The 25,994-nt window shown below is 60.2% G+C and carries 24 protein-coding genes; 11 read left to right on the forward strand and 13 right to left on the reverse strand.

Annotation, left to right across the window (positions count from 1 at the left end; all coding sequences use genetic code 11):
* Window positions 1–95 precede the first annotated feature (95 nt).
* Window positions 96–1,415, forward strand: a complete 1,320-nt coding sequence (locus AB7M23_RS01510) for an MFS transporter (protein ID WP_065758685.1) — start codon at window positions 96–98, stop codon at window positions 1,413–1,415.
* A gap of 111 nt (window positions 1,416–1,526) precedes the next feature.
* On the opposite strand, the gene AB7M23_RS01515 is transcribed toward AB7M23_RS01510, so the two are convergent.
* Entirely contained in the window at window positions 1,527–2,282 is a 756-nt protein-coding gene (locus tag AB7M23_RS01515) for a COG4705 family protein (protein WP_102052630.1), read from the reverse strand.
* A 218-nt stretch (window positions 2,283–2,500) separates the two neighbouring features.
* Here AB7M23_RS01515 and AB7M23_RS01520 point away from each other — a divergent pair, with 218 nt between their 5' ends.
* Both AB7M23_RS01520 and AB7M23_RS01525 read left to right on the forward strand, forming a co-directional pair.
* On the forward strand, window positions 2,501–2,827 hold the full coding sequence (locus AB7M23_RS01520; protein WP_454240079.1) for a hypothetical protein: 327 nt from the start codon (window positions 2,501–2,503) through the stop codon (window positions 2,825–2,827).
* A gap of 109 nt (window positions 2,828–2,936) precedes the next feature.
* Window positions 2,937–3,542, forward strand: coding sequence for a flavin reductase family protein (locus AB7M23_RS01525; protein WP_099775666.1), 606 nt, complete (start codon window positions 2,937–2,939; stop codon window positions 3,540–3,542).
* A gap of 1 nt (window position 3,543) precedes the next feature.
* Here AB7M23_RS01525 and AB7M23_RS01530 read toward each other — a convergent pair whose 3' ends face one another.
* Both AB7M23_RS01530 and AB7M23_RS01535 read right to left on the reverse strand, forming a co-directional pair.
* Window positions 3,544–3,774 (reverse strand): hypothetical protein, encoded by a 231-nt coding sequence (locus AB7M23_RS01530; protein WP_099775667.1) that lies wholly within the window; start codon window positions 3,772–3,774, stop codon window positions 3,544–3,546.
* A gap of 39 nt (window positions 3,775–3,813) precedes the next feature.
* Window positions 3,814–4,122 carry an antibiotic biosynthesis monooxygenase family protein gene (locus AB7M23_RS01535; protein ID WP_454240080.1) on the reverse strand — a complete coding sequence of 103 codons (309 nt, stop codon included), beginning with the start codon at window positions 4,120–4,122 and terminating at the stop codon, window positions 3,814–3,816.
* A 307-nt stretch (window positions 4,123–4,429) separates the two neighbouring features.
* On the opposite strand from AB7M23_RS01535, the gene AB7M23_RS01540 reads away from it, so the two are divergent.
* On the forward strand, window positions 4,430–5,359 hold the full coding sequence (locus tag AB7M23_RS01540) for an AraC family transcriptional regulator N-terminal domain-containing protein (RefSeq protein WP_454240081.1): 930 nt from the start codon (window positions 4,430–4,432) through the stop codon (window positions 5,357–5,359).
* Here AB7M23_RS01540 and AB7M23_RS01545 read toward each other — a convergent pair.
* Window positions 5,354–5,983 carry an NAD(P)-dependent oxidoreductase gene (locus tag AB7M23_RS01545; RefSeq protein ID WP_454240082.1) on the reverse strand — a complete coding sequence of 210 codons (630 nt, stop codon included), beginning with the start codon at window positions 5,981–5,983 and terminating at the stop codon, window positions 5,354–5,356. The genes AB7M23_RS01540 and AB7M23_RS01545 overlap by 6 nt on opposite strands.
* A 115-nt stretch (window positions 5,984–6,098) precedes the next feature.
* Here AB7M23_RS01545 and AB7M23_RS01550 point away from each other — a divergent pair, with 115 nt between their 5' ends.
* Window positions 6,099–7,004, forward strand: coding sequence for a LysR family transcriptional regulator (locus AB7M23_RS01550; RefSeq protein ID WP_102052626.1), 906 nt, complete (start codon window positions 6,099–6,101; stop codon window positions 7,002–7,004).
* Between the two features lie 129 nt (window positions 7,005–7,133).
* Window positions 7,134–8,567 carry an MDR family MFS transporter gene (locus AB7M23_RS01555; protein ID WP_102052668.1) on the forward strand — a complete coding sequence of 478 codons (1,434 nt, stop codon included), beginning with the start codon at window positions 7,134–7,136 and terminating at the stop codon, window positions 8,565–8,567.
* Here AB7M23_RS01555 and AB7M23_RS01560 read toward each other — a convergent pair.
* Window positions 8,564–9,451, reverse strand: a complete 888-nt coding sequence (locus tag AB7M23_RS01560; protein WP_102052625.1) for a DMT family transporter — start codon at window positions 9,449–9,451, stop codon at window positions 8,564–8,566. The genes AB7M23_RS01555 and AB7M23_RS01560 overlap by 4 nt on opposite strands.
* Window positions 9,452–9,607: 156 nt before the next feature.
* Complete coding sequence (locus AB7M23_RS01565) at window positions 9,608–10,240, reverse strand: TetR family transcriptional regulator (RefSeq protein ID WP_454240083.1); 633 nt, start codon at window positions 10,238–10,240, stop codon at window positions 9,608–9,610.
* A 259-nt stretch (window positions 10,241–10,499) separates the two neighbouring features.
* Between AB7M23_RS01565 and AB7M23_RS01570 the strand changes: the two genes are divergently transcribed.
* The 5 genes from AB7M23_RS01570 (at window position 10,500) to AB7M23_RS01590 (ending at window position 18,616) form a co-directional block, all read left to right on the forward strand.
* Window positions 10,500–11,660 (forward strand): efflux RND transporter periplasmic adaptor subunit, encoded by a 1,161-nt coding sequence (locus AB7M23_RS01570; RefSeq protein WP_065758696.1) that lies wholly within the window; start codon window positions 10,500–10,502, stop codon window positions 11,658–11,660.
* A gap of 3 nt (window positions 11,661–11,663) precedes the next feature.
* Window positions 11,664–14,816, forward strand: a complete 3,153-nt coding sequence (locus tag AB7M23_RS01575) for an efflux RND transporter permease subunit (protein ID WP_454240084.1) — start codon at window positions 11,664–11,666, stop codon at window positions 14,814–14,816.
* The gene (locus AB7M23_RS01580; RefSeq protein ID WP_454240085.1) at window positions 14,813–16,264 is read left to right on the forward strand and encodes an AdeC/AdeK/OprM family multidrug efflux complex outer membrane factor; all 1,452 of its coding nucleotides are present in this window, start codon (window positions 14,813–14,815) and stop codon (window positions 16,262–16,264) included. The genes AB7M23_RS01575 and AB7M23_RS01580 overlap by 4 nt, the downstream gene beginning before the upstream one ends.
* A 365-nt stretch (window positions 16,265–16,629) precedes the next feature.
* Window positions 16,630–17,883 (forward strand): OprD family porin, encoded by a 1,254-nt coding sequence (locus AB7M23_RS01585; RefSeq protein ID WP_454240086.1) that lies wholly within the window; start codon window positions 16,630–16,632, stop codon window positions 17,881–17,883.
* A gap of 226 nt (window positions 17,884–18,109) precedes the next feature.
* Window positions 18,110–18,616 (forward strand): Mpo1 family 2-hydroxy fatty acid dioxygenase, encoded by a 507-nt coding sequence (locus AB7M23_RS01590; protein WP_454240087.1) that lies wholly within the window; start codon window positions 18,110–18,112, stop codon window positions 18,614–18,616.
* 83 nt (window positions 18,617–18,699) lie between these two features.
* On the opposite strand, the gene pcaC is transcribed toward AB7M23_RS01590, so the two are convergent.
* The 7 genes from pcaC to AB7M23_RS01625 form a co-directional block, all read right to left on the reverse strand.
* Window positions 18,700–19,092 (reverse strand): 4-carboxymuconolactone decarboxylase, encoded by a 393-nt coding sequence (gene pcaC / locus AB7M23_RS01595; RefSeq protein ID WP_065758701.1) that lies wholly within the window; start codon window positions 19,090–19,092, stop codon window positions 18,700–18,702.
* A 10-nt stretch (window positions 19,093–19,102) separates the two neighbouring features.
* A complete protein-coding gene (gene pcaD, locus AB7M23_RS01600) occupies window positions 19,103–19,894 on the reverse strand; it encodes a 3-oxoadipate enol-lactonase (RefSeq protein WP_454240088.1) in 792 nt (263 codons plus the stop codon).
* Between the two features lie 11 nt (window positions 19,895–19,905).
* Window positions 19,906–21,270 carry a 3-carboxy-cis,cis-muconate cycloisomerase gene (locus tag AB7M23_RS01605; RefSeq protein ID WP_454240089.1) on the reverse strand — a complete coding sequence of 455 codons (1,365 nt, stop codon included), beginning with the start codon at window positions 21,268–21,270 and terminating at the stop codon, window positions 19,906–19,908.
* 252 nt (window positions 21,271–21,522) lie between these two features.
* Window positions 21,523–22,728, reverse strand: coding sequence for a 3-oxoadipyl-CoA thiolase (pcaF, locus tag AB7M23_RS01610; protein WP_178081709.1), 1,206 nt, complete (start codon window positions 22,726–22,728; stop codon window positions 21,523–21,525).
* Entirely contained in the window at window positions 22,725–23,507 is a 783-nt protein-coding gene (locus AB7M23_RS01615) for a CoA-transferase subunit beta (RefSeq protein ID WP_176717404.1), read from the reverse strand. The genes pcaF and AB7M23_RS01615 overlap by 4 nt, the downstream gene beginning before the upstream one ends.
* A complete protein-coding gene (locus AB7M23_RS01620; RefSeq protein WP_454240090.1) occupies window positions 23,504–24,361 on the reverse strand; it encodes a CoA transferase subunit A in 858 nt (285 codons plus the stop codon). Before AB7M23_RS01620 ends, AB7M23_RS01615 begins: the two co-directional genes overlap by 4 nt.
* Window positions 24,362–24,585: 224 nt before the next feature.
* On the reverse strand, window positions 24,586–25,932 hold the full coding sequence (locus AB7M23_RS01625; RefSeq protein ID WP_454240091.1) for an aromatic acid/H+ symport family MFS transporter: 1,347 nt from the start codon (window positions 25,930–25,932) through the stop codon (window positions 24,586–24,588).
* Between the last annotated feature and the right edge of the window lie 62 nt (window positions 25,933–25,994).

Below are 25,994 nucleotides of genomic sequence, written 5' to 3' on the forward strand. Positions count from 1 at the left end.
CTAGAACGGGCCTCTGGCATCTGGCACAGCTCCTGCTATGGCACAGGCAAGCTGCGTTTCGGCGCGCTCCACAAAAACAACGAGAAGGATCCATCATGGATAATTCAAGCACCCTGTCTGTCGGGGCGGCCATAGCGCCTGCCGCAGAAAAAAACACTGCCAGCCGGCTCAAGTCGATCTTCAGTGGCTCCATCGGCAACATGGTCGAATGGTACGACTGGTACGTCTACGCCGCATTCTCGCTGTATTTCGCCAAGGCCTTCTTCCCTGCTGGTGACTCCACCGCACAACTGCTCAACACCGCCGCGATCTTCGCCGTGGGCTTCCTGATGCGCCCTATCGGCGGCTGGCTGATGGGCCTGTACGCCGACCGCAAGGGACGCAAGGCTGCGCTGATGGCCTCGGTGCTGTTGATGTGTGCCGGCTCGCTGCTCATCGCCCTGACTCCCGGTTATGAAACCATCGGCGTTGCGGCCCCCGTTTTGCTGGTGATCGCCCGCTTGATGCAAGGCCTGTCCGTGGGCGGGGAATACGGTACTTCGGCTACCTACCTCAGCGAGATGGCCAGCAAGGAGCGCCGTGGTTTCTTCTCCAGTTTCCAGTACGTGACGCTGATCTCCGGCCAGCTGATCGCCCTGGCTGTGTTGATCGTCCTGCAACAGACACTGACTACCGAAGAGCTCTACGCCTGGGGCTGGCGCGTACCGTTCGTGATCGGCGCGCTGTGTGCAGTGGTTGCGCTGTACCTGCGTCGTGGCATGGAAGAAACCAGCTCGTTCACCAAGAAGGAGAAGTCCAAGGAAAGCCTGATGCGCACACTGATACGTCATCCCAAGGAGCTGATGACGGTAGTTGGCCTGACCATGGGCGGTACCCTGGCCTTCTACACCTACACCACCTACATGCAGAAGTACCTGGTAAACACGGTGGGCATGACCATCAGCGACTCGACCACCATTTCAGCGGCCACAATGTTCCTGTTCATGTGCCTGCAGCCAGTGATCGGCGGCCTGTCCGACAAGATTGGCCGTCGTCCGATCCTGATTGCCTTCGGTGTATTGGGAACACTGTTCACCGTACCGATCCTCAGCACCCTGCACACCATCCAGACCTGGTGGGGCGCGTTCTTCCTGATCATGGCTGCACTGATCATCGTCAGTGGCTACACCTCGATCAACGCCGTGGTCAAAGCCGAGCTGTTCCCTACCGAGATCCGCGCCCTGGGCGTTGGCCTGCCCTATGCACTGACGGTATCGATTTTCGGCGGTACCGCCGAATACGTAGCACTGTGGTTCAAGAGCAATGGCATGGAAGCCGGCTTCTACTGGTACGTCACCGCCTGCATCGCCTGTTCGCTGCTGGTGTATGTATTCATGAAGGACACCCGCCAGCATTCACGAATCGTCACCGACTGATACAGCGGTCTTTGTGGGATGCAGGCTTGCCTGCGATGGCGTCGGCGCAGGGATCAGCGCCAGAACACAAAAAAGGGGCCGTTACTGGCCCCCTTTTTTGTGTTCAGTGCCTCACGAAAGTTCGGCGGAGACTTGGCGTTGCTCACGTCCTTGGTAGTACGAGGCTGCGACAATCAGCACCAACAGCACACCGCCCAGCACCAGCGATGAACCGACGGTGCCAAAATCCAGCCCGCCCTTTTCGTGCGGCTTGGTCAGGAAGTCGCCCAAGGTGGCGCCGAATGGCCGAGTCAGCACAAACGCTACCCAGAACAGCAACACACCCGACAACCGCGTCCAGTACCTCGCCAACACCACCACGCCAATGGCCGAACCGATCAGCAACGCACCACCGGCAAAGCCCAGGCCGGAGTCGTCGGCCAGGTAGTCGCCCAACGCGGTACCCAAGGTGTTGGAGAACAGAATCGCGGCCCAGTAGAACAGCTCGCCACGCCGCGTTTGAACATGGCTCACATCGAGCGAGTCACCGCTGAAGCGCCAGGCGACAAAAATCGCCGCCAGAATGCCGATCAGGATCATCGAACCACTGGCATAGCCCAAGCCCAGTGTGCGGTCCATGAAGTCGGACATCGTCGTACCGGCGGTACTGGTCGACAGAATCACCAACCAGTACAGCACCGGGCTGTAGGTACGGGAAAACAGCTGGGTAACCAGGGTCGCCAGGAAAATGCCGATCAGAATGACCGAACTGAGGGCATAGCCAACGTTCAGGGTCATCGAAAGCAAGTCACCGGCGGTTTCGCCCAAGGTGGTTGCACAGATCTTCATGACCCAGAACGCCAGGGTTATCTGAGGAAGTTTATTCACGCGTTCACCGCTCCAGGAAAAAGTGCGGCAAGGCTGCGTAAAGACGGATGAAAAACCAGTCGAGCAGAGATGAAAAATTCGTTGGTTTTTTTGTTTCGCCATATGTATCGAATTAACTGATTTATACGCGTTATTTTTTGCGCTTTTTAATCAATTTAACGAGCGTAACATTGAACCCATAGCAACACACAACCCCTCACTACCCCGGAGCAACCACCATGAAAAGCAAACTGATCCTGACCCTCGCCTTCTCGGTTCTGGCTGCAAACGCATTCGCTGAAGATGGCTTTGAACGCACCCATGCTCACAGCTTTACCAGCGAGCACAGCCAATCAGCCGGCTATGTCGAAGACGGTTTTGATCGGACGGGGGCTGGCAAATTTGCTGAAGACGGCTTTGACCGCACCGGCGCTGGCAAATTTGCCGAAGACGGTTTCGACCGCACCGGCGCTGCCAAGTTTGCCGAAGACGGTTTCGACCGCACCGGCGCTGCCAGGTTTGCCGCAGATGGTTTCGACCGCACCCAGGCCCACCGCTTCAGCTAATACAACGGCAACGACATGCTCAACGCCCGGCTTCGGCCGGGCTTGGTCGTTTTCAACGACGATGGACCTTGGCACACTAGCAGGCCGTAAAATTGCTAGCAGACCCTCGATGTACTACTACGAACCCGCAAAAGGCCATGGCCTGCCCCACGATCCTTTCAACGCCATCGTCGGCCCACGACCGATTGGCTGGATCTCTAGCCAGGACGCAGAAGGTCGCCTGAACCTCGCGCCGTACAGCTTTTTCAACGCGTTCAATTACATCCCACCGATCATCGGCTTCTGCAGCGTCGGGCGCAAAGACAGCCTGAACAACATCGAGCAGACCGGCGAGTTCGCCTGGAACCTGGCTACCCGTCCCTTGGCCGAAGCCATGAACCAGAGCTGCGCAGCAGTCGCGTCGCACGTCGATGAGTTCGCCTTGAGCGGGCTGACACCCGCCGCCTCGAAGGTGATCGCCGTACCGCGCGTGCAGGAAAGCCCGGTGTCGTTCGAATGCAAGGTGACGCAGATCGTCCAGCTGCAACGTGCCGACCAGGCACTGGTACCGAGCTGGCTGATTCTGGGTGAAGTGGTGGCCGTGCATATCGCCGAGCATCTGCTCAAAGAGGGTATCTACGACACGGCGGCCGCCGAGCCGATCCTTCGTGGTGGCGGCCCGGCGGACTACTTTGAACTGGGCAACCTGTTCAAGATGACCCGTCCGCAGGTGTGAGTTACCAGCGCAGTTCGGCGTCCTCGCTGACCCCGACCAAGCGCTCTAGTTCACCACACGCGGCGACGTCAGCTTCGTGAGCGGTCTTGAAGGTCTGGCCCGGCAGCACTTTGTGGAAGCGTGGTGCACCACCGGCGCCCAGACCTTTTACCGCGATGGCGGCACTGTAACCGCCCTCTCCCGGAACCACGGCCGAAACGGCCTCGTACTGTGCAAACTCTCTGCGTGCCATGGAGTTGAAACCTGCCTCGGTGACTGGAAAGCCAGCATTCTAACCTGTGTGCGCCTCGCCGAATGTCTGTACGTCGAGGCTGTCGAGTAACTGCGCCTGAAGCAAGTCGCCGAACAGCATCAAGGTTGGCGAGGCGAAATAGTCCGCCATCGCAGCCGAATTGCACCAGGAGCCACTGAGCAGCCAAAGCTGCGTATCGCTGGTAGAGCGTTGCAGGCTGAAGCTCAGGCAACCGGGCGCCTGTCGCGAAGGCTCAAGCAACTGCTGCAGGCGTTCGCCCAGCTCTGCCGAGCGCCCGGAACTGGCACGAACGAACGCAAGATGGCTGACCGGTTGAGGTGAAGTCATGGGCGGTTCTCCTGAAAGCGGCCAGAGGGGGAAATTGCCAGGTTGCACAGCGTAGAACCACGAACACGCGTGGCGATAGGCAATTCCTGCCGATGACTTGCCTGATTCTGCACAGGCTCATCGCCAGCGAAAGCCCAACCTGACGCGAGGCCTCGCCCATGCCGATGGGTTTCAGGCAAGCATCCGGCACAATCATGCCCCTAGAGAGACAGCTCACGCAGGATCAGGCAAGAACCCGGCAGCATCCGACTAGCGTCACCACTTGCACAAACCTATGCTTTGTCCGGTCACCTCAGGAAGCTGTCGCATGTCATCCGAAGCCCCCGCCGCGCCACAACTGGAACCTGCTTTCGAGCAGCAACGACTGGAACTGGCCGACCTGATCAAGCGACACACGGCCAGCCAGATTGGCGTTGCATCGGCCATCGACGACCTGTACCTGGTGCGCTATGAAGAGCGTGTGCGCTCGATGCCTACACTGGCGCAACCGGCACTGTGCATCATGGCCCATGGCAGCAAGGAAGTCCGATTGGGCGATGAGTGCTACACCTACGATCCACTGCACTACATGGTCGTGTCGGTAGCCCTGCCGATCAGTGGTGTACTGCTGGATGCGAGCCCTGAGAACCCTACACTTGGCGTGCGCCTGGATATCGACCCGGCTGAAATCCATAGCCTGATTGCCGAAGCCGGCCCGATGAGCGTGCCATCTCCACGCTCAGGGCGCGGTCTGTTTATAGAACGCATCGACAGCGAGCTACTCGATGCCTTGCTGCGCCTGGTCCGCCTGCTCGACACCCCCAGAGACATTGCCGTACTGGCACCGCTGGTACGCCGCGAGATTCTGTACCGGCTACTGCGCGGGCAGCAGGGTTACCGGCTTTACGAGATCGCCATGGCCAACAGCCAGACACACCGTGTCTGTCAGGCCGTTCAATGGCTGAACGAGCATTTCCACCACCCGTTGCGCATTGACGAACTGGCCCGGGAGGTGAACCTCAGCACGTCGACGCTGCACCACCGCTTCAAGGCCGTGACCTCGATGAGCCCCCTGCAGTACCAAAAACAACTGCGTCTGCAGGAGGCCAGGCGGTTGATGCTCAACGATGGGCTGGAGGCTTCGGTGGCGGCCTATCGCGTCGGCTATGAGAGCCCGTCACAGTTCAGCCGCGAGTACAGCCGCCTGTACGGGGCACCGCCGCTACGAGACCTGGCCCGGCTACGCAGCGCCTTATAGGTCGCCCTTGCCGGCGCCCACGGTGAAACGCTGGCGAGAATGGGCTGGTTTCTCTACCTCGTCGAGCATGGCAATGGCGTAGTCGGCAAAGGTGATCCAGCTCCTGCCGTCAGCACCAATCAGCAAGTGATCCTTGCCCAGCGTGTACACCCCGGTACGCGCGCCTTCAACAAACTCGGCCGAGGGTGAAAGGAAGGTCCAGTCCAGTTCGTGCTCCTGGCGCAAGGTGTCCAGGTAATGGCCGCCTGCTGTAGCCTCAGCCTTATAGGCTTCCGGGAAGTCCGGGCTGTCGATCACTTTGTGCCCGGATGGCAGCAGCAGGCTACCGGCGCCTCCGACGACCAGCAGACGCTTGACCCCGGCCCGCTTCACCGGCTCGATGATCGCCTGCGGCTTGATCCCGGAGAAATGTGCCGCACTGAGCACCACGTCATGGCCGATCAGGGCCTGCTCTAGCGCGGCAGCATCAGTGACATCCAGCTGACGTGTGGTCACGCCCGAGCGTCCGGACAGGGAGGCCGTATTGCGGGCAATGGCCGTGACGCTGTGACCACGGCGCAAGGCTTCTTCCAACAACTGGCTACCAGCACGGCCAGTAGCACCGATAATTGCGATCTTGCTCATGGAAACCTCCGATCTGAGTTGCGCTGAAGTCATCAATGAGGAACAGCTTAGTTGCATGATCCATCGCAAAAAATGCGATCCTTGGACATAGTTTGTTTCTGAAATCGGGCAAATCATGGACCGTCTGACTGCAATGCGGGTGTTTGTGACCGTGGTTGACCTCGGCAGCCAATCGGCTGCCGCCGACCACCTGGAGCTTTCACGCCCGGTCGTTTCGCGCTACCTGGCAGAGCTCGAGGACTGGGTCGGTGCCCGGCTGATGCAACGCACTACGCGCAAACTGAGCCTGACCGCAGCCGGCAACGAAACGCTGCCGCGCTGCCGACAAATGCTGGAAATGGCCGGCGACCTGCAAGCGGCGGTCAGGCGGCCGGATGATGCGCCACACGGCGAACTGCGCATCAGTGTCAGCACCTCGTTCGCTCATGCGCAGTTGGTCGAAGCTGTCGCCGACTATGTGAAGCGCTATCCAGACGTGAAGGTCGACCTGCAGATGCTCGACCGCACCGTCAACCTGGTGGACGAACGCATTGATCTGGCCATCCGGACCAGCAACGACCTTGATCCCAACCTGATTGCACGGCGCCTGACGGTCTGTCGTTCAGTGATCTGCGCATCACCCGCGTACCTGCGCGAGCACCCGGCACCACAACGGGTCGAGGACCTGGCCCGGCATAACTGCCTGACCCACTCCTACTTCGGCCACAGCCTCTGGCATTTCGAGGTTCACGGCGAGGCCGTCTCGGTTCCGGTGCAAGGCTCTATCAGCGCCAATGAGGCCCTGACGCTGCAACGGGCTACTTTGGCCGGGGCCGGTATTGCAATGCTGCCAACCTACCTGGTGGCCGAGTCGCTGCGCAGCAAAGCGCTGATCCGGTTGCTGCCGGATGCCAAGCCACGCGAGTTGAACCTGAATGCGGTGTACACATCACGCAAGCATATGCCCGCGACCTTGCGCAGCATGCTCGACTTTCTTGCGGAGCGCTTCAGCGCCGAACCGGCATGGGACATCGGCCTTTAGCACGTTACACCTCTGGCGGATTAGAAAAGTCGACGCACGCAGGTAAACTGGCCACTCACTTCTCTCCAAGGTTTGTCCGTGAACGCTCCTTTGCCCCCAACCGTCCTGCGTAGCGTGCTGATCGCCCTGATGCTGGCGATTTTCCTCGGCGCACTGGACCAGACCATCGTCGCCGTGTCGATGCCAGCCATCTCGACCCAGTTCAACAATGTCAGCCTGTTGGCCTGGGTGATATCCGGTTACATGGTGGCGATGACGGTGGCCGTGCCGATCTACGGCAAACTGGGCGATCTGTATGGGCGGCGGCGGATGATTCTGTTCGGAATCGGCCTGTTTACCCTGGCCTCGGTATTCTGTGCCCTGTCGCAAAGTATGGAGCAACTGGTAGTCGCCAGGGTGCTGCAGGGTATCGGTGCTGGCGGGATGATCTCGGTCAGTCAGGCAATCATTGGCGACATCATTGCACCGCGCGACCGTGGTCGCTATCAGGGCTACTTCAGCAGTATGTATGCCTTGGCCAGCGTCACTGGGCCCGTGTTTGGTGGTTACCTCACCGAATACCTGTCCTGGCATTGGGTGTTCTGGTTGAACCTGCCTCTGGGGCTGCTCGCCTGGTGGATCGCTCGACGCACCTTGCGCGTGCTGGTCATCCCTCAGCGGGCGGCGGTGATCGATTACCTGGGTAGCGTGCTGCTGGTGGCCGGGCTCGGCACCCTGCTGATGGCCATTACCCTGATCGGCCAAGGCTACGCCTGGAACAGCCAGGAAATGCTCGGTTTGCTGAGTACTGCCGTGGTCGGGCTGGTGCTGTTCGTGGCCCACCAGCGGCGAACACCCGAGCCCTTGTTGCCATTGAAGCTGTTCAGCAATCGCACAGCAGTACTGTGCTGGTGCACTATTTTCATGACCAGTTTCCAGGCCATTTCGCTGTCTATGCTGATGCCCCTGCGCTTTCAAAGCATCACGGGTGCGGGTGCCGATAGCGCAGCGCTTTACCTGATGCCGCTGGCCATCGGCCTGCCCATCGGGGCCTACACGGGCGGGCGGCTGACGGCCCGCAGCGGTCGCTTCAAGCCGCAGATCCTGACCGGTGCGCTGTGCATGCCGCTGGCAATCATCGGTATGGCGTTGACCCCGCCAGACGCATGGCTGACCAGTGCGACCTTCATGCTGCTGACCGGCATTGCCTCAGGCCTTCAGTTTCCAACCTCGCTGGTCGCCGCGCAGAGTTCTGTTGAACCACGTGATATTGGCGTCGCCACCAGCACCACCAACCTGTTCCGCGCACTCGGCGGCGCAATTGGTGTGGCCAGCATGTCAGCGCTACTGCTGGCAATGCTGGGGCATACAGGCCCGATTCAGCCTGGCATGAGTGAACACGGCCTTACCAGCAACATCCTGCTCGACAGCCTGAGCACCGTGGATGGCCCAGCATTGCAGGCCCTGCGCAGTGCATTGAGCCTGACCTTCCGCGACGTCCTGCTGGGCAGCGCCTTGATCTCGCTGCTCGGCCTGGGTGCCGCCCTCAGGCTGCCCAATCAACAACTGCGTGGGCGCACTTAGGCGCCCCGGCGTTGAGCCCAGGCTACCGCCAGCCCGCTGAGGCAGATGATGGTAATGCCAACCACACCGAACAGGTCCGGCGTGTGGTTGAAGACCAGGTAGCCAAACATCCCGGCAAACAGGATCTGCCCATAACTGAACGGCGCCAGCATCGCTGGAGCGGCATGCCGAAATGCCTGGGTCAGCAACATGTGGCCCAGCATGCCGCAGGTCCCAAGGCCAATCATGAACAGGCCGTGGGTCAGGGTAGGCACCGTCCAGAAAAACGGCACCAACGCGGTCATGATCAGGCTGTTGAGAATACCGGTGAGGAAGTTACTGGTGGTTGGGCTATCGAAGCCGCTGAGCTTGCGCGTCAGCAACTGGTAGCCACCGAAACAGAGCGCGGAACACAACGGCAGGATAATCGCCGGGGTGAACAGCGCGCCCCCCGGGCGTACCACAATCAACACCCCGACAAAACCACCGAGCACCGCCAGCCACTGGCTGCGACTGACCTTCTCGCCCAGCAGCGGCACCGACAGTGCCGTCACCAGCAAGGGGGCCAGGAAGTTGACCGCCGTGGCTTCGGCCAGTGGGATGTAACGCAGGCCAGTGGTGAAGAACAGGCTGGTACCAATCAGACACAAGGCCCGTGCCAGTTGCAACCCCGGGCGCCGAGTACGCACCACCGCCGAAAACCCCGCACGCGGCACAAAAACCGCAAGCATCAGCAGTGTGTGCACCACATAACGCGCCCAAACCACCATCACAATGGCATAGAAGCCGGACAGGTATTTGGACAAGGCGTCATGGCTGGCAAACAACAGCACCGCCAGGCAGATCAAGGCAATACCTTTGAGCGGCCGTTCGGCACCACCAAGCTTCGGGTTCAGGGCTCTCATGGTAGGACTCGATGAAATAATTAATTAGCCTGCTAACTACCAGAGCGCAGACACTCCGTGAGAACGGAACCTGTCGACTTCACCTGAACGAGGCCTTGGACACAACTGGACCTTGGAAACAAATAGACGCAGTTACTCACAATCCTTCACAAACTCTTATTTGCGCAAGGCTGGGCTCAAGCGCAGCATATCAAGGCCGGTGTCCACCCACAGTTCGGCATCCTTGTACAAATCGAAGCTCTCGGGTAACAGCAGCCAGCGTTTGATGATGCCGTCTATATAAGCATGTATCGCAATGGCGGCTCGCTCTGGGTCTACATCGGCGGGGAGTTGGCCTCGCCTTATGGCATTGGCCAACGACAACGTGATGTGTGCATGGCAGTCAATGGTTGAGTTCTGGCGCTGCTGGCGAATGTCACACATGTCATCGGTGAACTCACACTTGTGATGCAGGATTTCATTGATGCGCCGCGTCTTAGGGTCGAGTACCAAGTGCTGCATGAGTTGAATGAGCAGTTTGCGCATGCACCCCAACGGGTCGGCTTCCTCCTCGCTCTCACTCGCCCTTGCCAGCTCATCAAGCGGTTCGCGCAAAGTATCGAGCATGGCCTGAACCAGCTCGGCCTTGTTGTTGAAATGCCAGTAAATGGCCCCCCGGGTCACCCCTGCCAGCTCTGCAATATCGGCCAGGGTGGTGCGCGCCACCCCGCGTTTGTAGAAGGCTTTCTCCGCAGCCTCGAGAATCTGGCTACGGGTTTCCTGGGCTTCCTCTTTGGTTCGACGGACCATGGCAGTACAACCTCATCAAGGGGCCGGGCGCGCCGTGGGCGCTCGGGTTCGGTGCCGGGCAAGTGTCTACTGAGCCAGTTCCCGGGGGTTAATTCAGGTCTCGCTGCAGTCGGGTAGACCGAACGAGAGGTGTTTACAAACAGCCGTGAATGTAAGTATATTCGTTAGTAAGCTACTTATCCACTCGACGCCATTTTTTCTCTCATTCAATTTCCACTACTCTTGAGCGTCTTCAGCTCTCAGCGACCCGAGGATCTCCATGCACTTCAAACCAGCTGTTACTGCTCTGGTTTCCGCCGTCGCCCTGGCAACACTGCTCAGCGGCTGTAAGAAGGAAGCGGCGGCGCCTGTCGCGCAGGCCCCCCAGGTGGGTGTGGTCACCCTTCAACCTCAAGCCTATACCCTGACCACGGAACTGCCGGGACGTACCACCGCGTACCGGGTCGCAGAAGTTCGCCCCCAGGTTAACGGCATCATTCTCAAGCGTCTTTTCACTGAAGGCAGCGAGGTCAAGCTCGGCCAGCAGCTGTACCAGATTGACCCATCGGTGTATGAGTCGACCCTGGCCAGTGCCCAGGCCAACCTGCAATCAACCCGTGCGCTGGCTGAGCGCTACAAGCAGTTGGTTGCCGAACAGGCTGTGAGCCGTCAGGAATACGACGACGCGCAAGCCAAACGTTTGCAGGCTGAGGCCACCCTAAAAAGCGCCCAGATCGACCTGCGCTACACCAAGGTACTGGCACCGATCTCCGGCCGCATTGGCCGCTCGTCAGTCACCGAAGGTGCGCTGGTGAACAATGGCCAGGCCGATGCCATGGCCGTCATCCAGCAGCTCGATCCGATCTATGTTGACGTCACCCAGTCCTCGGTCGAGCTGCTCACGCTGCGCCGCGAACTGGAAAGCGGTCAGTTGGAAAAGGTCGGCAGCAATGCCGCCAAGGTTCAACTGACCCTTGAAGATGGCAGCAGCTATGCCCATGCCGGGCGCCTGGAGTTCTCCGAAGTCTCGGTCGACCCCACCACCGGCTCGGTGACCCTGCGCGCGGTGTTCCCTAACCCTGACCACAACCTGCTGCCAGGCATGTTCGTGCATGCCCAGCTCAAGGCGGGCGTCAAGAACGCAGCGATCCTGGCCCCGCAACAGGGCGTGACCCGCGACCTGAAAGGTGCTCCAACCGCATTGGTCGTCAATCAGGACAACAAGGTCGAACTTCGCCAGCTCAAGGCGAACCGTACCGTCGGCAACCAGTGGCTGATCGAGGAAGGCCTGAACCCGGGCGACCGCCTGATCACCGAAGGCCTGCAGTTCGTCAAACCGGGCATCGAGGTCAAGGCACGCGAAGCCACCAACGTCCAGTCGGCCCAGCCAGCCAAGCCAGCCCAGGCCAATGCCGCGACTGCAGAGGCCAAAGGGGAGTAAACCATGTCGAGATTCTTTATCGATCGCCCGATCTTCGCTTGGGTGATCGCCTTGGTGATCATGCTGGTCGGCGCACTGTCGATCCTCAAGTTGCCGATCAACCAGTACCCAAGCATCGCTCCACCCGCCATTGCCATCGCCGTGACCTACCCAGGTGCTTCGGCGCAGACGGTGCAGGACACCGTGGTCCAGGTGATCGAGCAGCAGCTCAACGGGATCGACAACCTGCGTTATGTGTCCTCGGAAAGTAACTCCGATGGCAGCATGACCATCACGGCGACCTTCGAGCAGGGTACCAACCCCGATACCGCGCAGGTCCAGGTGCAGAACAAACTGAACCTGGCCACCCCGCTGCTGCCGCAAGAAGTGCAGCAACAGGGTATCCGCGTTACCAAGGCAGTGAAAAACTTCCTCATGGTAATCGGCCTGGTGTCCGAAGACGGCAGCATGAGCAAGGACGACCTGGCCAACTACATCGTATCGAACATGCAGGACCCGATCTCGCGTACCGCCGGTGTCGGTGACTTCCAGGTGTTCGGTGCCCAGTACGCGATGCGTATCTGGCTCGACCCGGCCAAGCTGAACAATTTCCAGCTGACCCCGGTGGATGTGAAGACGGCCGTTGCCGCGCAGAACGTCCAGATATCCTCCGGCCAGCTCGGCGGCCTGCCCGCCCTGCCCGGCCAGCAACTGAACGCAACCATCATCGGCAAGACCCGCCTGCAAACCGCCGAGCAGTTCGAGAAGATCCTGTTGAAGGTCAACCGCGACGGCTCGCAGGTACGCCTGGGTGATGTCGCCAAGATCGGTCTGGGCGGCGAAAACTACGCAGTCAGTGCCCAGTTCAACGGCAAACCGGCCTCGGGCCTGGCGATCAAGCTGGCAACCGGCGCCAACGCGCTGGATACCGCCAAGGCACTGCGCAAGACCATCAGCGAGCTGGAACCGTTCTTCCCGCAAGGCATGAAGGCGGTCTTCCCGTATGACACCACGCCAGTGGTCACCGAATCGATCAGCGGGGTTATCCACACCCTGATCGAGGCCATCGTGCTGGTGTTCCTGGTGATGTACCTGTTCCTGCAAAACTTCCGCGCCACGGTCATCACCACCATGACCGTACCCGTGGTGTTGCTGGGTACCTTCGGCATCCTCGCGGCCGCCGGTTTCAGCATCAACACGCTGACCATGTTCGGCATGGTGCTGGCCATCGGCTTGCTGGTGGACGATGCCATCGTTGTGGTGGAAAACGTCGAGCGGGTGATGTCCGAAGAGGGCCTGTCACCCAAAGAAGCAACCAAGAAATCCATGGGCCAGATCCAGGGCGCCCTGGTCGGTATCGCCCTGGTGCTGTCGGCAGTACTGTTGCCCATGGCGTTCTTTGGCGGCTCCACCGGGGTGATCTACAAACAGTTCTCCATCACCATCGTCTCGGCCATGGCCTTGTCGGTACTGGTAGCGCTGATCTTCACCCCGGCACTGTGTGCCACCATGCTCAAGGCAGTGCCAAAAGGTGAGCATCACGTTGCCAAACGTGGCTTCTTTGGCTGGTTCAACCGCAACTTCGACCGCAGCGTACGCAGCTACGAGCGCGGCGTGGGCAGCATGCTGCGGCACAAGGCCCCCTACCTGTTGGCCTACCTGATCATCGTCGTCGGTATGGTCTGGCTGTTCACCCGCATTCCAACGGCGTTCCTGCCAGAAGAAGACCAGGGTGTACTCTTCGCCCAGGTGCAGACACCTGCAGGCTCCAGCGCCGAGCGTACACAGGTGGTCATCGACCAGATGCGCAGCTATTTGCTGGAGCAGGAGTCGGATACCGTCAGTTCGGTGTTTACCGTCAACGGCTTCAACTTTGCCGGTCGTGGTCAGAGCTCGGGCCTGGCCTTCATCATGCTCAAGCCATGGGACCAGCGCTCTGCTGAAAACAGCGTATTCAACCTGGCCAAACGTGCTCAACAGCATTTCTTCACCTTCCGTGATGCCATGGTGTTCGCGTTCGCCCCTCCCGCTGTACTGGAACTGGGCAACGCCACCGGCTTCGATGTGTTCCTCCAGGACCGCGCCGGTGTCGGCCACGCCAAGCTGATGGAAGCCCGTAACCAGTTCCTCGGTATGGCCGCGCAAAGCAAGGTACTGACTGCAGTACGGCCGAACGGCCTGAACGATGAACCGCAGTACCAACTGACCATCGACGACGAGCGCGCCAGTGCCCTGGGTGTGACCATCGCCGAGATCAACAGCACACTGTCGATTGCCTTGGGTGCCAGCTACGTCAACGACTTCATCGACCGCGGTCGGGTCAAGAAGGTCTATATCCAGGGTGAGCCCGGCTCACGGATGAACCCGGAAGACCTGCAGAAGTGGTATGTGCGCAACTCGATCGGTGAAATGGTGCCGTTCTCCTCCTTCGCCAAAGGCCAGTGGATCTATGGCGCACCGAAGCTGTCGCGCTACAACGGTGTTGAAGCCATGGAGATCCTGGGTGCGCCGGCCCCGGGCTACAGTACCGGTGAAGCAATGGCTGAAGTCGAGCGCCTGGCAGCGCAACTGCCCGCCGGTATCGGCTATTCGTGGACAGGTCTATCCTACGAGGAGCGGTTGTCCGGCTCGCAAGCCCCAGCCCTGTACGCGCTGTCGCTGCTGATGGTGTTCCTCTGCCTGGCAGCACTGTATGAAAGCTGGTCGATCCCGATTGCCGTCATGCTGGTCGTGCCGCTGGGGATCATCGGTGCGCTGGCTGCCACCAGCCTGCGCGGTCTGTCCAACGACGTGTACTTCCAGGTCGGTCTGCTGACCACCATCGGGCTTGCTGCAAAGAACGCGATCCTGATTGTCGAGTTCGCCAAAGAGCTGCATGAGCAGGGTCGCAGCCTGATCGACGCCGCAGTGGAAGCCTGCCGGATGCGTCTGCGCCCGATCATCATGACGTCGCTGGCGTTCATTCTCGGCGTGGTACCTCTGGCTATCTCCAGCGGTGCGGGCTCGGGCAGCCAGCATGCTATCGGTACCGGCGTTATCGGCGGGATGCTGACCGCCACGGTACTGGCCATTTTCTGGGTACCACTGTTCTTCGTCAGTGTGTCGTCGCTGTTCGCCAGCAAGAAGCCTAAAGCCGACGCCACCCCCGAAACTCCACGCTATGAGGCTGGGCAATGAGTAAGTCCCTGTTGTCCCTGGCGGTCACCGCTTTCATTCTTGGCGGCTGCTCGCTGATTCCCGATTACCAGACACCCGAGTCGCCAGCGTCGGCTCAGTGGCCGCAAGGCCCGGCCTACTCGCCAACCGAGTCGGCCGAGGTCGCGGCAGCCGAGCAAGGCTGGCGTCAGTTCTTCCATGACCCGGCACTGCAACAGCTGATTCAGACGGCGCTGGTCAACAACCGCGACCTGCGCGTCGCGGCATTGAACATCGACGCCTACCGGGCGCAGTACCGCATTCAGCGCGCCGACCTGTTCCCGGCCGTTTCGGCCAATGGCAGTGGTAGCCGCCAGCGTGTACCCGGCGATGTCTCCAGTACCGGCGAAGCAACGATCAACAGCCAGTACTCGGCCACGCTCGGCGTCAGCGCCTATGAGCTGGACCTGTTTGGCCGCGTCCGCAGCCTCAGCGAACAGGCACTGGAAACCTACCTGTCCAGCGAGCAAGCACGCCGTTCGACACAGATCAGCCTGGTGGCCAGCGTGGCCAACGCCTACCTGACCTGGCAAGCAGACCAGGCCCTGCTCAAGCTGACCGAGGAAACCCTCAAGACCTACGAGGAAAGCTACCAGCTGACCAAACGTAGCAATGAAGTCGGCGTGTCGTCGGCACTCGACCTGAGCCAGGCGCGCACGTCGGTGGAGGGTGCCAGAGTCAAGCTGGCCCAGTACCAACGCCTGGTTGCACAAGACCTGAACAGCCTGACCGTGCTGCTTGGCACCAGCGTGCCGGCCAACCTCCCGGCCAGCCAGGAGCTCAATGCCGACCTGCTTAGCGAAGTACCGGCAGGCCTGCCCTCCGAGCTGCTGCAACGCCGTCCGGACATCCAGGAAGCCGAGCACCTGCTCAAGGCCGCCAACGCCAACATCGGCGCGGCACGGGCTGCGTTCTTCCCAAGCATCAGCCTGACGGCCAACGCCGGTACCCTCAGCCCAGACATGGGCGGCCTGTTCAAGGGGGGCTCTGGCACCTGGCTGTTCCAACCCCAGATCAACCTGCCGATCTTCAACGCGGGTAGCCTGCGTGCCAGCCTGGATTACTCGAAAATCCAGAAAGACATCAACGTCGCCAAGTACGAGAAAACAATCCAGACCGCGTTCCAGGAAGTCTCCGATGGCCTGGCAGCACGCCAGACCTTCAAAGAGCAGCTGCAAGCCCAGCGTGACCTGGTCGCTGCCAACCAGGACTACTACCGTCTGGCCGAGCGTCGCTACCGTATCGGGATCGACAGCAACCTGACCTTCCTCGATGCCCAGCGCTCGCTGTTCAGCAGCCAGCAGGCGCTGATCGCCGACCGCCTGTTGCAACTGGTCAGCGAGGTCAACCTGTACAAGGCACTCGGTGGCGGCTGGCATGAACAGACTACTCAGAGTCAGCAGGCGTCAGCGCAGGCTTCGAAGAACTGATTGCGTCGGCAGCAATCTGCTGCCTTGCCTGGGCTCATGCCCCAGGCAAGCCACTCGTTGAAAACCACCCTCGCGGTGGTTTTTTTTTGCCCCCACGAAAGAACGCTACCTGGCCTGCTCACCCTGGCAGCACCGATGCCTGCACGGCCATCGCAGCCATGTGAATGCCACGAAAATTATGTACCACCTAGTTAGTGTTCGTTTATCGCACAGTACCGTTTGCAGCGAATTGATTCACCCCCACCGCTCGCAGCACCATCCTCTCGCCGCTTTGAAACACTGATCATTCAGCTCAGCACCTCGATCCGTGACGGCTGAACGTTACGGTTGAAGGCCTCGGCCCAATAAAAACAAGAGACACCACAATGAATACCTTCCAACCCGCACGACACGTGTTTTCCGGCTTGTTGATGACCACCTGCGCGCTACCTGCACTGGCCAGCGAAGGCGGTTTTGTCGAAGATGCCAAAGCCACGCTCAACCTGCGCAACTTCTACATCAATCGCAACTTCGTCGACCCGGCAAACAAACAAGGCAAGGCTGAGGAATGGACCCAAAGTTTCATCCTTGATGCCAAGTCCGGCTTCACCCAAGGGACCGTCGGCTTCGGCGTCGATGTACTGGGTTTGTACTCGGTCAAACTGGACGGCGGTAAAGGCACCGCAGGCACTCAATTGCTACCGGTTCATGATGACGGCCGCCCAGCCGACAACTTCGGTCGCCTGGGCGTGGCATTGAAAGCGAAGGTGTCCAAGACCGAGCTGAAAGTCGGCGAATGGATGCCGGTGCTGCCGATTCTACGTTCGGACGATGGCCGCTCGTTGCCGCAAACCTTCCGCGGTGGCCAGATCACCTCTCAGGAGATTACCGGCCTTACGCTCTATGGTGGCCAGTTCCGTGGCAACAGCCCACGCAATGATGCCAGCATGGAAGACATGTACATGAACGGCAAGCCAGCCTTCACTTCCGACCGCTTCAACTTTGCCGGCGGCGAATACAGCTTCAACGAAAAGCGGACATTGATCGGCCTGTGGAATGCCGAACTCAAGGACATCTACAACCAGCAGTACATCAACCTTGTTCACAGCCAGCCACTGGGCAACTGGACCCTGGGTGCCAACCTTGGTTACTTCATCGGCAAGGAAGACGGCGCTGAACGGGCCGGCAAGCTGGATAACAAGACCGCGTCAGCCCTGTTGTCGGCGCGCTACGGCAGCAACACCTTCTATGTCGGTCTACAGGACGTCAGTGGTGACAGCGCCTGGATGCGGGTCAACGGCACCAGCGGCGGCACCCTGGCCAACGACAGCTACAACTCCAGCTTCGACAACGCCAAGGAACGCTCCTGGCAGTTGCGCCATGATTTCAACTTCGCCAGCCTCGGTGTACCAGGATTGACCTTGATGAACCGCTACATCAGCGGCGACAACGTGCAGACCAGCAGTGTCGATAATGGCAAGGAATGGGCACGGGAATCGGAGCTGGCCTATGTCATCCAATCCGGCACCTTCAAAGACCTCTCGTTCAAATGGCGCAACTCGACCATGCGCCGGGACTTCAACACCAACTCCTTCGACGAGAACCGCCTGATCGTCAGCTACCCGATCGGTATTCTGTAAGCACCGCAACGTCTAGCCTGTCGAGATTCCGCCCCGGTTCGCCAGCTGTTTGAGGCGAACCGGGGCGAGAACCTTGATCCCGTTAAATCCCCGCACGCCGCTCCCCCTCCCCCTGTAGCAGGCTATCCTGCACAGAAATGCGCAACCGCTACACCTGTGGCCTTGAAGCGGCTGCATACGCCAGGTATGACGGTTATTCATTTAACGCTCGACGGGAGGAACAACAATGAAAAACCTCGCCACATACCTCAGTCAATACGCCGCGTATCACCGTGATCCACGCAACATCGCCACGCATTTCATTGGTATCCCGCTGATCGTTGTTGCAGTGACAGTACTGCTGTCGCGCCCAGGTCTGTCACTGATGGGGATGTGGCTGTCACCTGCACTGCTCGTGGCCTCTGCTTCGGCCTGGTTTTACCTGCGACTGGACACACACTTTGGCCTGGTGATGGGCGCACTGCTCGGTCTGTGCCTATGGGCTGGTGAGCGGCTGGCAGCACAAAGCACTGCCGTCTGGTTGAGCGCAGGATTGGGGCTGTTCGTGGCAGGCTGGGCCATCCAGTTCGTCGGGCATTATTACGAAAGGCGCAAACCGGCGTTTGTCGATGACATCAGCGGGCTGATCATCGGACCGCTGTTCATCGTCGCAGAAGCGGCTTTCATGCTTGGGCTGCGGCCCGACCTGAAAGCGGCTGTGGAAGGCAGCGCCGGGCCGGTGACCTGGCGTTAGGAGGACATGGTGCTGTACAGGCCAGCGCCTGCAACAGACGCGGGAACGTCTATGTGCAGGCGCCGTTTTTCAGGTCGTCGAGGTCACTCGCGCGACTCAACCCCCAGCTCATCCCACACTGACTCCGCCAGGTGGAAGGTGGCATTGGCCGCTGGAATCCCGCAATAGATAGCGCTCTGCATCAGCACTTCCTTGATTTCGTCGCGGGTGACGCCATTATTGGCCGCCGCCCGCAAATGCAGCTTCAGCTCGTCATTGCGGTTCATGCCGATCAACATCGCAATGGTGATCAGGCTACGGGTATGCCGCGGCAAACCCGGACGGGTCCAGATATCGCCCCAGGCGTGACGGGTGATCATTTCCTGGAACTCGCTATTGAAGGCCGTCAGGTTGTTCAGGCTGCGATCGACGTGTGCGTCGCCCAGCACGGCACGACGGACCTTCATACCTTCTTCGTAACGCTGTTTCTCGTCCACACCTGATTCCTCAACGGGCCAACAGAAAGTCAATGACGCAACGACTGAACGGTTCGCCCACTTCAACGTTGGACAGGTGCGCAGCATGGAACTCAGCGTATTCGGCACCCTTCACCTTGTCCCGGATAAACAGGCCACCAGACGGTGGAGTCACCGCGTCGGCGCTGCCGGAAATCACCAGCATAGGGACCTTGATCTCGCCCAATTGGTCGCGGAAATCGGCATCGCGCACCGCAGCGCAGTTGGCCGCGTAGCCCTGCGGCGAGGTGGCCGCGAGCATGTCGGTGATGCGTTTGGCCTGATCAGGGTGGGACGCCGCGTAGGCCGGGGTGAACCAACGCTCAATGGACGCGTCACGCAGGCCAACCATGGCGGCCTGACCATCACGCAGCACGGTTTCGATCCGTGGGTTCCAAACCTCTGGCGTAGCAATCTTGGCCGCCGTGTTGCAGACGATCAGTCGGTTCAGACGGTGGCCGGCATTTATACCCAGCCATTGGCCGATCAGGCCGCCCATGGACAGGCCACAGAAATGTGCACGCTCGATCTGCAGGGCATCGAGCAAGGCCAACACGTCCCGACCCAGTTGTTCAATGCTGTAGGGGCCCTCGGTCACCAACGACTGGCCATGACCACGGGTGTCGTAACGCAGTACGCGAAAGTGCGCGGTAAGCGCTGGCAGTTGGGTGTCCCACATGTGCAGGTTGGTGCCCAGCGAGTTGGACAACACCAGTACCGGCGCCCCTTCCGGGCCATCGAGTTGATAGTTCAGTACGCCATCGGCAAGTTGTACGCTAGCCACAAAAGTCTCCTTCAGGCACTCAGTCGGGTATGTTCAGCCACTGCACGCTCAACCCAGGCACGCGCCTGGCCGAGGTAGTGTGCAGGGTCCAGCAGACGATCGAGCTCGTCTGCCGACAGTTCGGCGCTCACCTGCGGATCGTCGCCGAGCACCGCGCGCAGGTGGCGTTGTTCAGCCACTGCACGCTTGCAGCAGCTCTCCAGCAGGTGGTGGGCATGGTCACGCCCCAAGCGTTGCGCCAGCACGATACTCACCGCCTCAGCCAAGACCAGGCCTTGGGTAAGCTCCAGATTGCGACGCATCCGTTCGGCATCGACCTCCAGGCCATCGGCCAGAATCTGCGCCTGACGCAAGGCACCGGACACCAGGCAGCAGATCTCCGGCAGTGTTTCCCATTCGGCATGCCACAGGCCAAGGCTGCGTTCATGCTCCTGAGGCATTGCGCTGAACAAGGTCGACAACAAGCCTGGCACGCGCGTCGCGGCACCGATCAAAACTGCGGCCCCCACCGGGTTGCGCTTGTGCGGCATGGTCGAGGAGCCGCCCTTGCCCGGAGCAGAAGGCTCAAACACTTCGGCCGCTTCGGTTTGCATCAACAGGCTGACATCCCGGCCCAACTTGCCCAGGGTGCCGGCGATCAGCGCAAGCACGGAAGCAAACTCCACCAGGCGATCTCGTTGAGTGTGCCAGGGCTGCTCGGGCAGGCTCAGGTGCAACTGCTCAGCCAATGCGTCGGCAACCCGTAAACCCTGTTCCCCCAAGGCAGCCAAGGTGCCAGAAGCCCCGCCGAACTGCAGGCAGAAGACCCGAGGCTTGAGTTCCTGCAAGCGTTGACGATGCCGCGTCAGGGCACCCAAGGTACCGGCGATTTTCATTCCCAGCGTCACCGGGGTGGCATGTTGCAGCCAGGTGCGTCCGGCCAGCGGCGTATCGGCATGGGCCAGGGCTTGGCCTGCCAGGGCCTCGCACAGGCGTGCGAGGTCTGCTTCGATCAGGCTCAGCGCATCACGCAGTTGCAACACCAGGCCGGTGTCCATCGCGTCCTGGCTGGTAGCGCCGAGGTGAACGAAACGCTCGGCTTGCGGCACGTCACTGGCGATCACCTTGCCCAATGCCTTTACCAATGGAATTGCCGAGTTACCGGCCACGGCGATGGCTTCAGCCAACGCACCGAAATCGTAGTGATCGGCCTGGCAGGCAGCTTCTATGGGCGCTACCGCCTCCTGCGGGATAACCCCGACAGCGGCTTCGGCACGGGCCAGCGCAGCTTCAAAATCAAGCATGCCCTGCACTCGACCACGGTCGGAAAATACCTCACGCATGGCAGGTGCTGTGAAATAGGCATCGAACAATTGGTTGCCCGGTCGTTGAGTCATGGCAGGTCCTTCAACAAAACGCACCACCAAGGGTACGCGAGTAGATCAATGATCGTTATGCAAACAGGCCGCCTGATTCGTCAGACGCGGGCTGAGTAGTGAGCAACGGCACAATGTAGCGGACAGAAGTCATGGCTACTTACTCTTGGAGGGTTCTGAAAGTCTAGACAGGCTTGGCAACACCCTTGCTCCACATAACAATCACCCCATCACCCAGACCTTGCGTGGAGGCCGGGTGATGAGGTCACTGGTTTACACGCGCTCGATCGCCAGCGCCAAGCCTTGGCCAACCCCCACACACATGGTTGCCAGGCCTTTACGGCCACCGGTTTTTTCAAGTTGGTGCAGCGCGGTCAGAATCAAGCGCGCGCCACTCATGCCCAATGGATGCCCCAAGGCGATGGCGCCGCCGTTAGGGTTGACCTGCGGTGCATCGTCCGCCAGCCCCAACTCACGCAGTACAGCCAAGCCTTGGCTGGCGAATGCCTCATTGAGCTCGATGACGTCGAAGTCGGTCACGGCCAGGCCAAGACGCTCGACCAGCTTGCGCACAGCAGGCACCGGGCCAATACCCATGACACGTGGCGCAACACCGGCACTGGCCATGCCCAGCACGCGCGCACGCGGCGTCAGGCCATGTTTTTTCACTGCTTCGGCTGATGCAAGGATCATCGCCGCAGCACCATCGTTGACGCCCGAAGCGTTGCCTGCGGTAACCGTCTTGTCCGGACCATTGACCGGCTTGAGCCTGGTCAGTGCTTCCAGCGTGGTATCGGCACGCGGGTGTTCGTCCTGCTCGACAACCGTCTCGCCCTTCTTGTGCGCAATACGCACCGGCACGATTTCCTCGGCGAAGAAGCCGGCGGCCTGGGCCTGGGCGGTACGCTGCTGACTGCGCAGGGCAAAGGCGTCCTGATCGGCACGCGACACCTGATAGTCATCCGCTACGTTGTCGGCAGTCTGCGGCATGGCATCGACACCGTACTGGGCTTTCATCAGCGGGTTGATGAAGCGCCAGCCAATGGTGGTGTCTTCCAGCTTCATGTTGCGCGAGTAGGCGCTATCGGCCTTGCCCATGACGAACGGGGCACGCGACATCGACTCGACGCCACCGGCAATTGCCAGTTCCATCTCGCCGCTGGCAATGGCGCGGAAGGCCGTACCGACCGCATCCATGCCCGAGGCACAGAGGCGGTTGAGGGTTACACCCGGCACGCTGTCCGGCAGGCCAGCCAGCAACAGCGCCATACGGGCAACGTTGCGGTTGTCTTCACCGGCCTGGTTGGCGCAGCCCAGGAACACTTCATCGATCTGGTCCCACTGTACCGACGGGTTGCGTTCGATCAGCGCCTTGAGCGGCACGGCTGCCAGGTCATCGGCACGCACACTGGCCAAGCCGCCACCGAAACGACCGATGGGGGTACGAATTGCATCGCAAATAAAGACGTCACGCATCAGGCTTCTCCTGGCGCTTGGCCATGAGCGGCCGCCGTACGCGCTTCCAGATCACGCAGGGCAGTCAGTTCGACTTCGCTCGGCTCGGCAGTCTGCGCTACATTTTCGGCGAAACGGATCGGCCAGCCGGTCGCGGCGATGATCTGTTCACGGGTAACACCTGGGTGGATCGAGGTCACCACAAACTCGTTGGTACCCGCTTCCGGTTCCATGATGCACAGGTCGGTGATGATGCCTACCGGCCCTTCACCTGGCAGCCCCAGGCGTTTGCGCGAGTCGCCGCCTTCGCCATGACCGACCGATGTGATGAAGTCGAGCTTGTCGACGAAGGCACGCGACGACTGCTTGAGGATGATCAGCACTTGTTTGGCGGAGCCGGCGATTTCTGGTGCGCCACCTGCACCTGGCAGGCGAACCTTGGGTTGATGGTAATCACCCACCACCGTGGTGTTGATGTTGCCGAAGCGGTCGACCTGGGCAGCACCGAGGAAGCCCACGTCAATACGCCCGCCCTGCAGCCAGTAACGGAAAATTTCGCCGGTCGGCACAACGGTATCAGCGGTCTCGGCCAGCTCACCGTCACCGATGGACAGCGGCAGAACCGTCGGCTTCGCACCAATCGGGCCCGACTCATAAATCAGTACCACGTCCGGGGACGAGGTCAGCCGCGCCAGGTTGGCGGCCTTGGATGGCAGGCCAATGCCAACGAAGCATACGGCACCATTGCGCAGACGACGGGCTGCGGCGACGGTCATCATTTCATTGGTGGAGTAGCTCATTATTCAGCCTCCGAAGCGCTGGCCAGTTTTGCCTTGAATGCGTTGAAATCAGCAGTACCGCGGATGTATTCATCGATCCAGGCGGTGAAAGTCTCACGGCTGCGGGCGATAGGGTCCCAGGCCTGGTAGAAACGGTTGTCGCGCTCGTAGTAACCATGGGCATAGGACGGGTGTGCCCCCCCAGGAACCAGGCAGACAGCAGACAGTGCCCAGGTCGGCAGAACGCAAGCGTTCATCGGCGCATTCAGGTCGTCGACAATCTCTTCGACGGTGACGATGCAGCGCTTGGCAGCCAGGGCGGCCTCTTTCTGCACACCGAGGATGCCCCACAGCAGCACGTTGCCCTTGCGGTCGGCTTTCTGCGCGTGGATCACCGTGACATCGGGGCGTACCGACGGCACCGCAGCCAGCACTTCGCCGGTGAACGGGCAGGTGACGCTCTTGATCAGCGGGTTGACCTTCGGCAGGTCAGAGCCAGCGTAAGCACGCAACACCGCAAATGGCAGACCGGAAGCACCTGCAACATAGGCGTTGGCCAGGTCGGCGTGGCTGTGCTCTTCGATTTCCATGGCGTGCGGCCATTGTTTTTCCACCGCATCGCGCAGGCGGTGCAAGGAACCTACACCTGGGTTACCGCCCCAGGAGAAGATCAGTTTCCTGGCACAACCGGCACCGATCAGTTGATCGTAGATCAAGTCAGGCGTCATACGAACCAGGGTCAGATTCTTCTTGCCCTGACGAATGATTTCATGACCGGCCGCGGTCGGGATCAAATGTGTGAAGCCTTCGAGAGCGACGCTGTCGCCATCGTTGACGAACTGCTTCACGGCGTCGTGGAGCGAGAGGATTTCAGCCATTGCAGACTCCTGGTATTCGCTGAAGTCGAGGGAGGATTGACCTCAGATTAAGGCCGTCCAGAACGCGGTTCAATCCGATAATCGACTAAGTGTTCGATAATCGAACCAATTGTTCCTACTCCGATCGCTGCTTGCGCGCTCTCCCGCAGGCAACGCCTGCAGGAAGGGAAATGGAGGGGGTCAATCAGCGGCCGACCCTGTCGAGGATCGGCCGCACTGCGCTATCAGGTCGCGTCAGCGTGGCTAACCATGCCCTTCATGATCACCGCCACCGTGGCCAGGCCAGCAGGGATCACCAGTGCGGTCAGTACCTGCTCGAAGTTCCAGCCAAGACCCAGCAGCGTTGCGCCCATCCAGGCCCCGAGGATCGCGCCGAACCGACCGATACCGAGCATCCACGACACGCCTGTGGCACGCCCCTGAGTTGGGTAGAAACGCGCTGCCAACGACGGCATGGCCGATTGCGCACCGTTGACGCACATGCCCGCAATCAATACCAGCGTCGCCAACAGGGTGATATTGCCAAGGCTCTGCCCTACTGCGTAGGCAAAGACGCCTGCCAGCAGGTAGAACACGCCGATGACCTTGTGCGGGTTGAAACGGTCCATCGCCCAACCCACCGCGACGGCGCTCAGCACACCGCCAAACTGGAACAGCGCACCAATGAACGCTGCCTGCTCCATGCTGGCGCCACTTTCGCGCATCAGGGTCGGCAACCAACTGGTCAGCAGGTACACGATCACCAGGCCCATGAAGTAGGTAAGCCACAACAGCAGGGTGCCAACGCTGTAGGTTCCGGAGAAAATCACCGCGAACACATTGCGCGCCTTGACCGTTTTCTGCTCAGGAACACTGAAGCTTGCGGCCTGGGCGACCGTAACCGGGTCAATGGGGGCAAGGGTCTTGCGTACTTTGTCGTTACCACGGTTGCGAACCACCAGGTAACGCGCTGACTCCGGCAACCAGGCCAACAGCACCAACGCCAACAGCAAGGGCAGAACACCCCCAATCAGCAGCAGGCTATGCCAGCCAAACAGAGGAATCAGCTTGGCAGAAATAAAACCACCACCGGCCATGCCCAGGTTGAAACCACAGAACATGCTGGTGACCAGCAGCGACTTGTGCCGCTCAGGGGTGTACTCAGACAGCAGCGTTGTGGCATTGGGCATACCGGCACCAAGCCCCAGGCCGGTCAGGAAGCGCAGCACCAGCAACTGATCGACATTGCTGCTGTACGCCGAAGCCAGGCTGAAGGCACCAAACAGAATCACTGCCCCCACCAGCACTACCTTGCGCCCAAAACGGTCAGCCAGCGGGCCAGAACCCAAGGCGCCGAAAACCATGCCGATCAACGCGGCACTCATGACCGGCCCCAGACTGGCACGATCGATACCCCAATCCTGGGATAACGCGGGCGCGATAAAGCCCATGGCGGCGGTATCCAAACCATCCAGGAAAACGATCAGAAAACACAGAACAACCACACGCCATTGGTAGCGCGAGAGGGGTTGTGCATTGATGAAGGACTGCACATCAAGGCAGTTTCCAACTGAAGCTTGAGGACTGTTCATTATTGTTATCCAGAAAAAATGCGTGAAAGTACGCATGCGCGCGTAAACGGCACAGACGATTG

The sequence above is a fragment of the Pseudomonas sp. HLS-6 TE3448 genome, assembly GCF_053629555.1.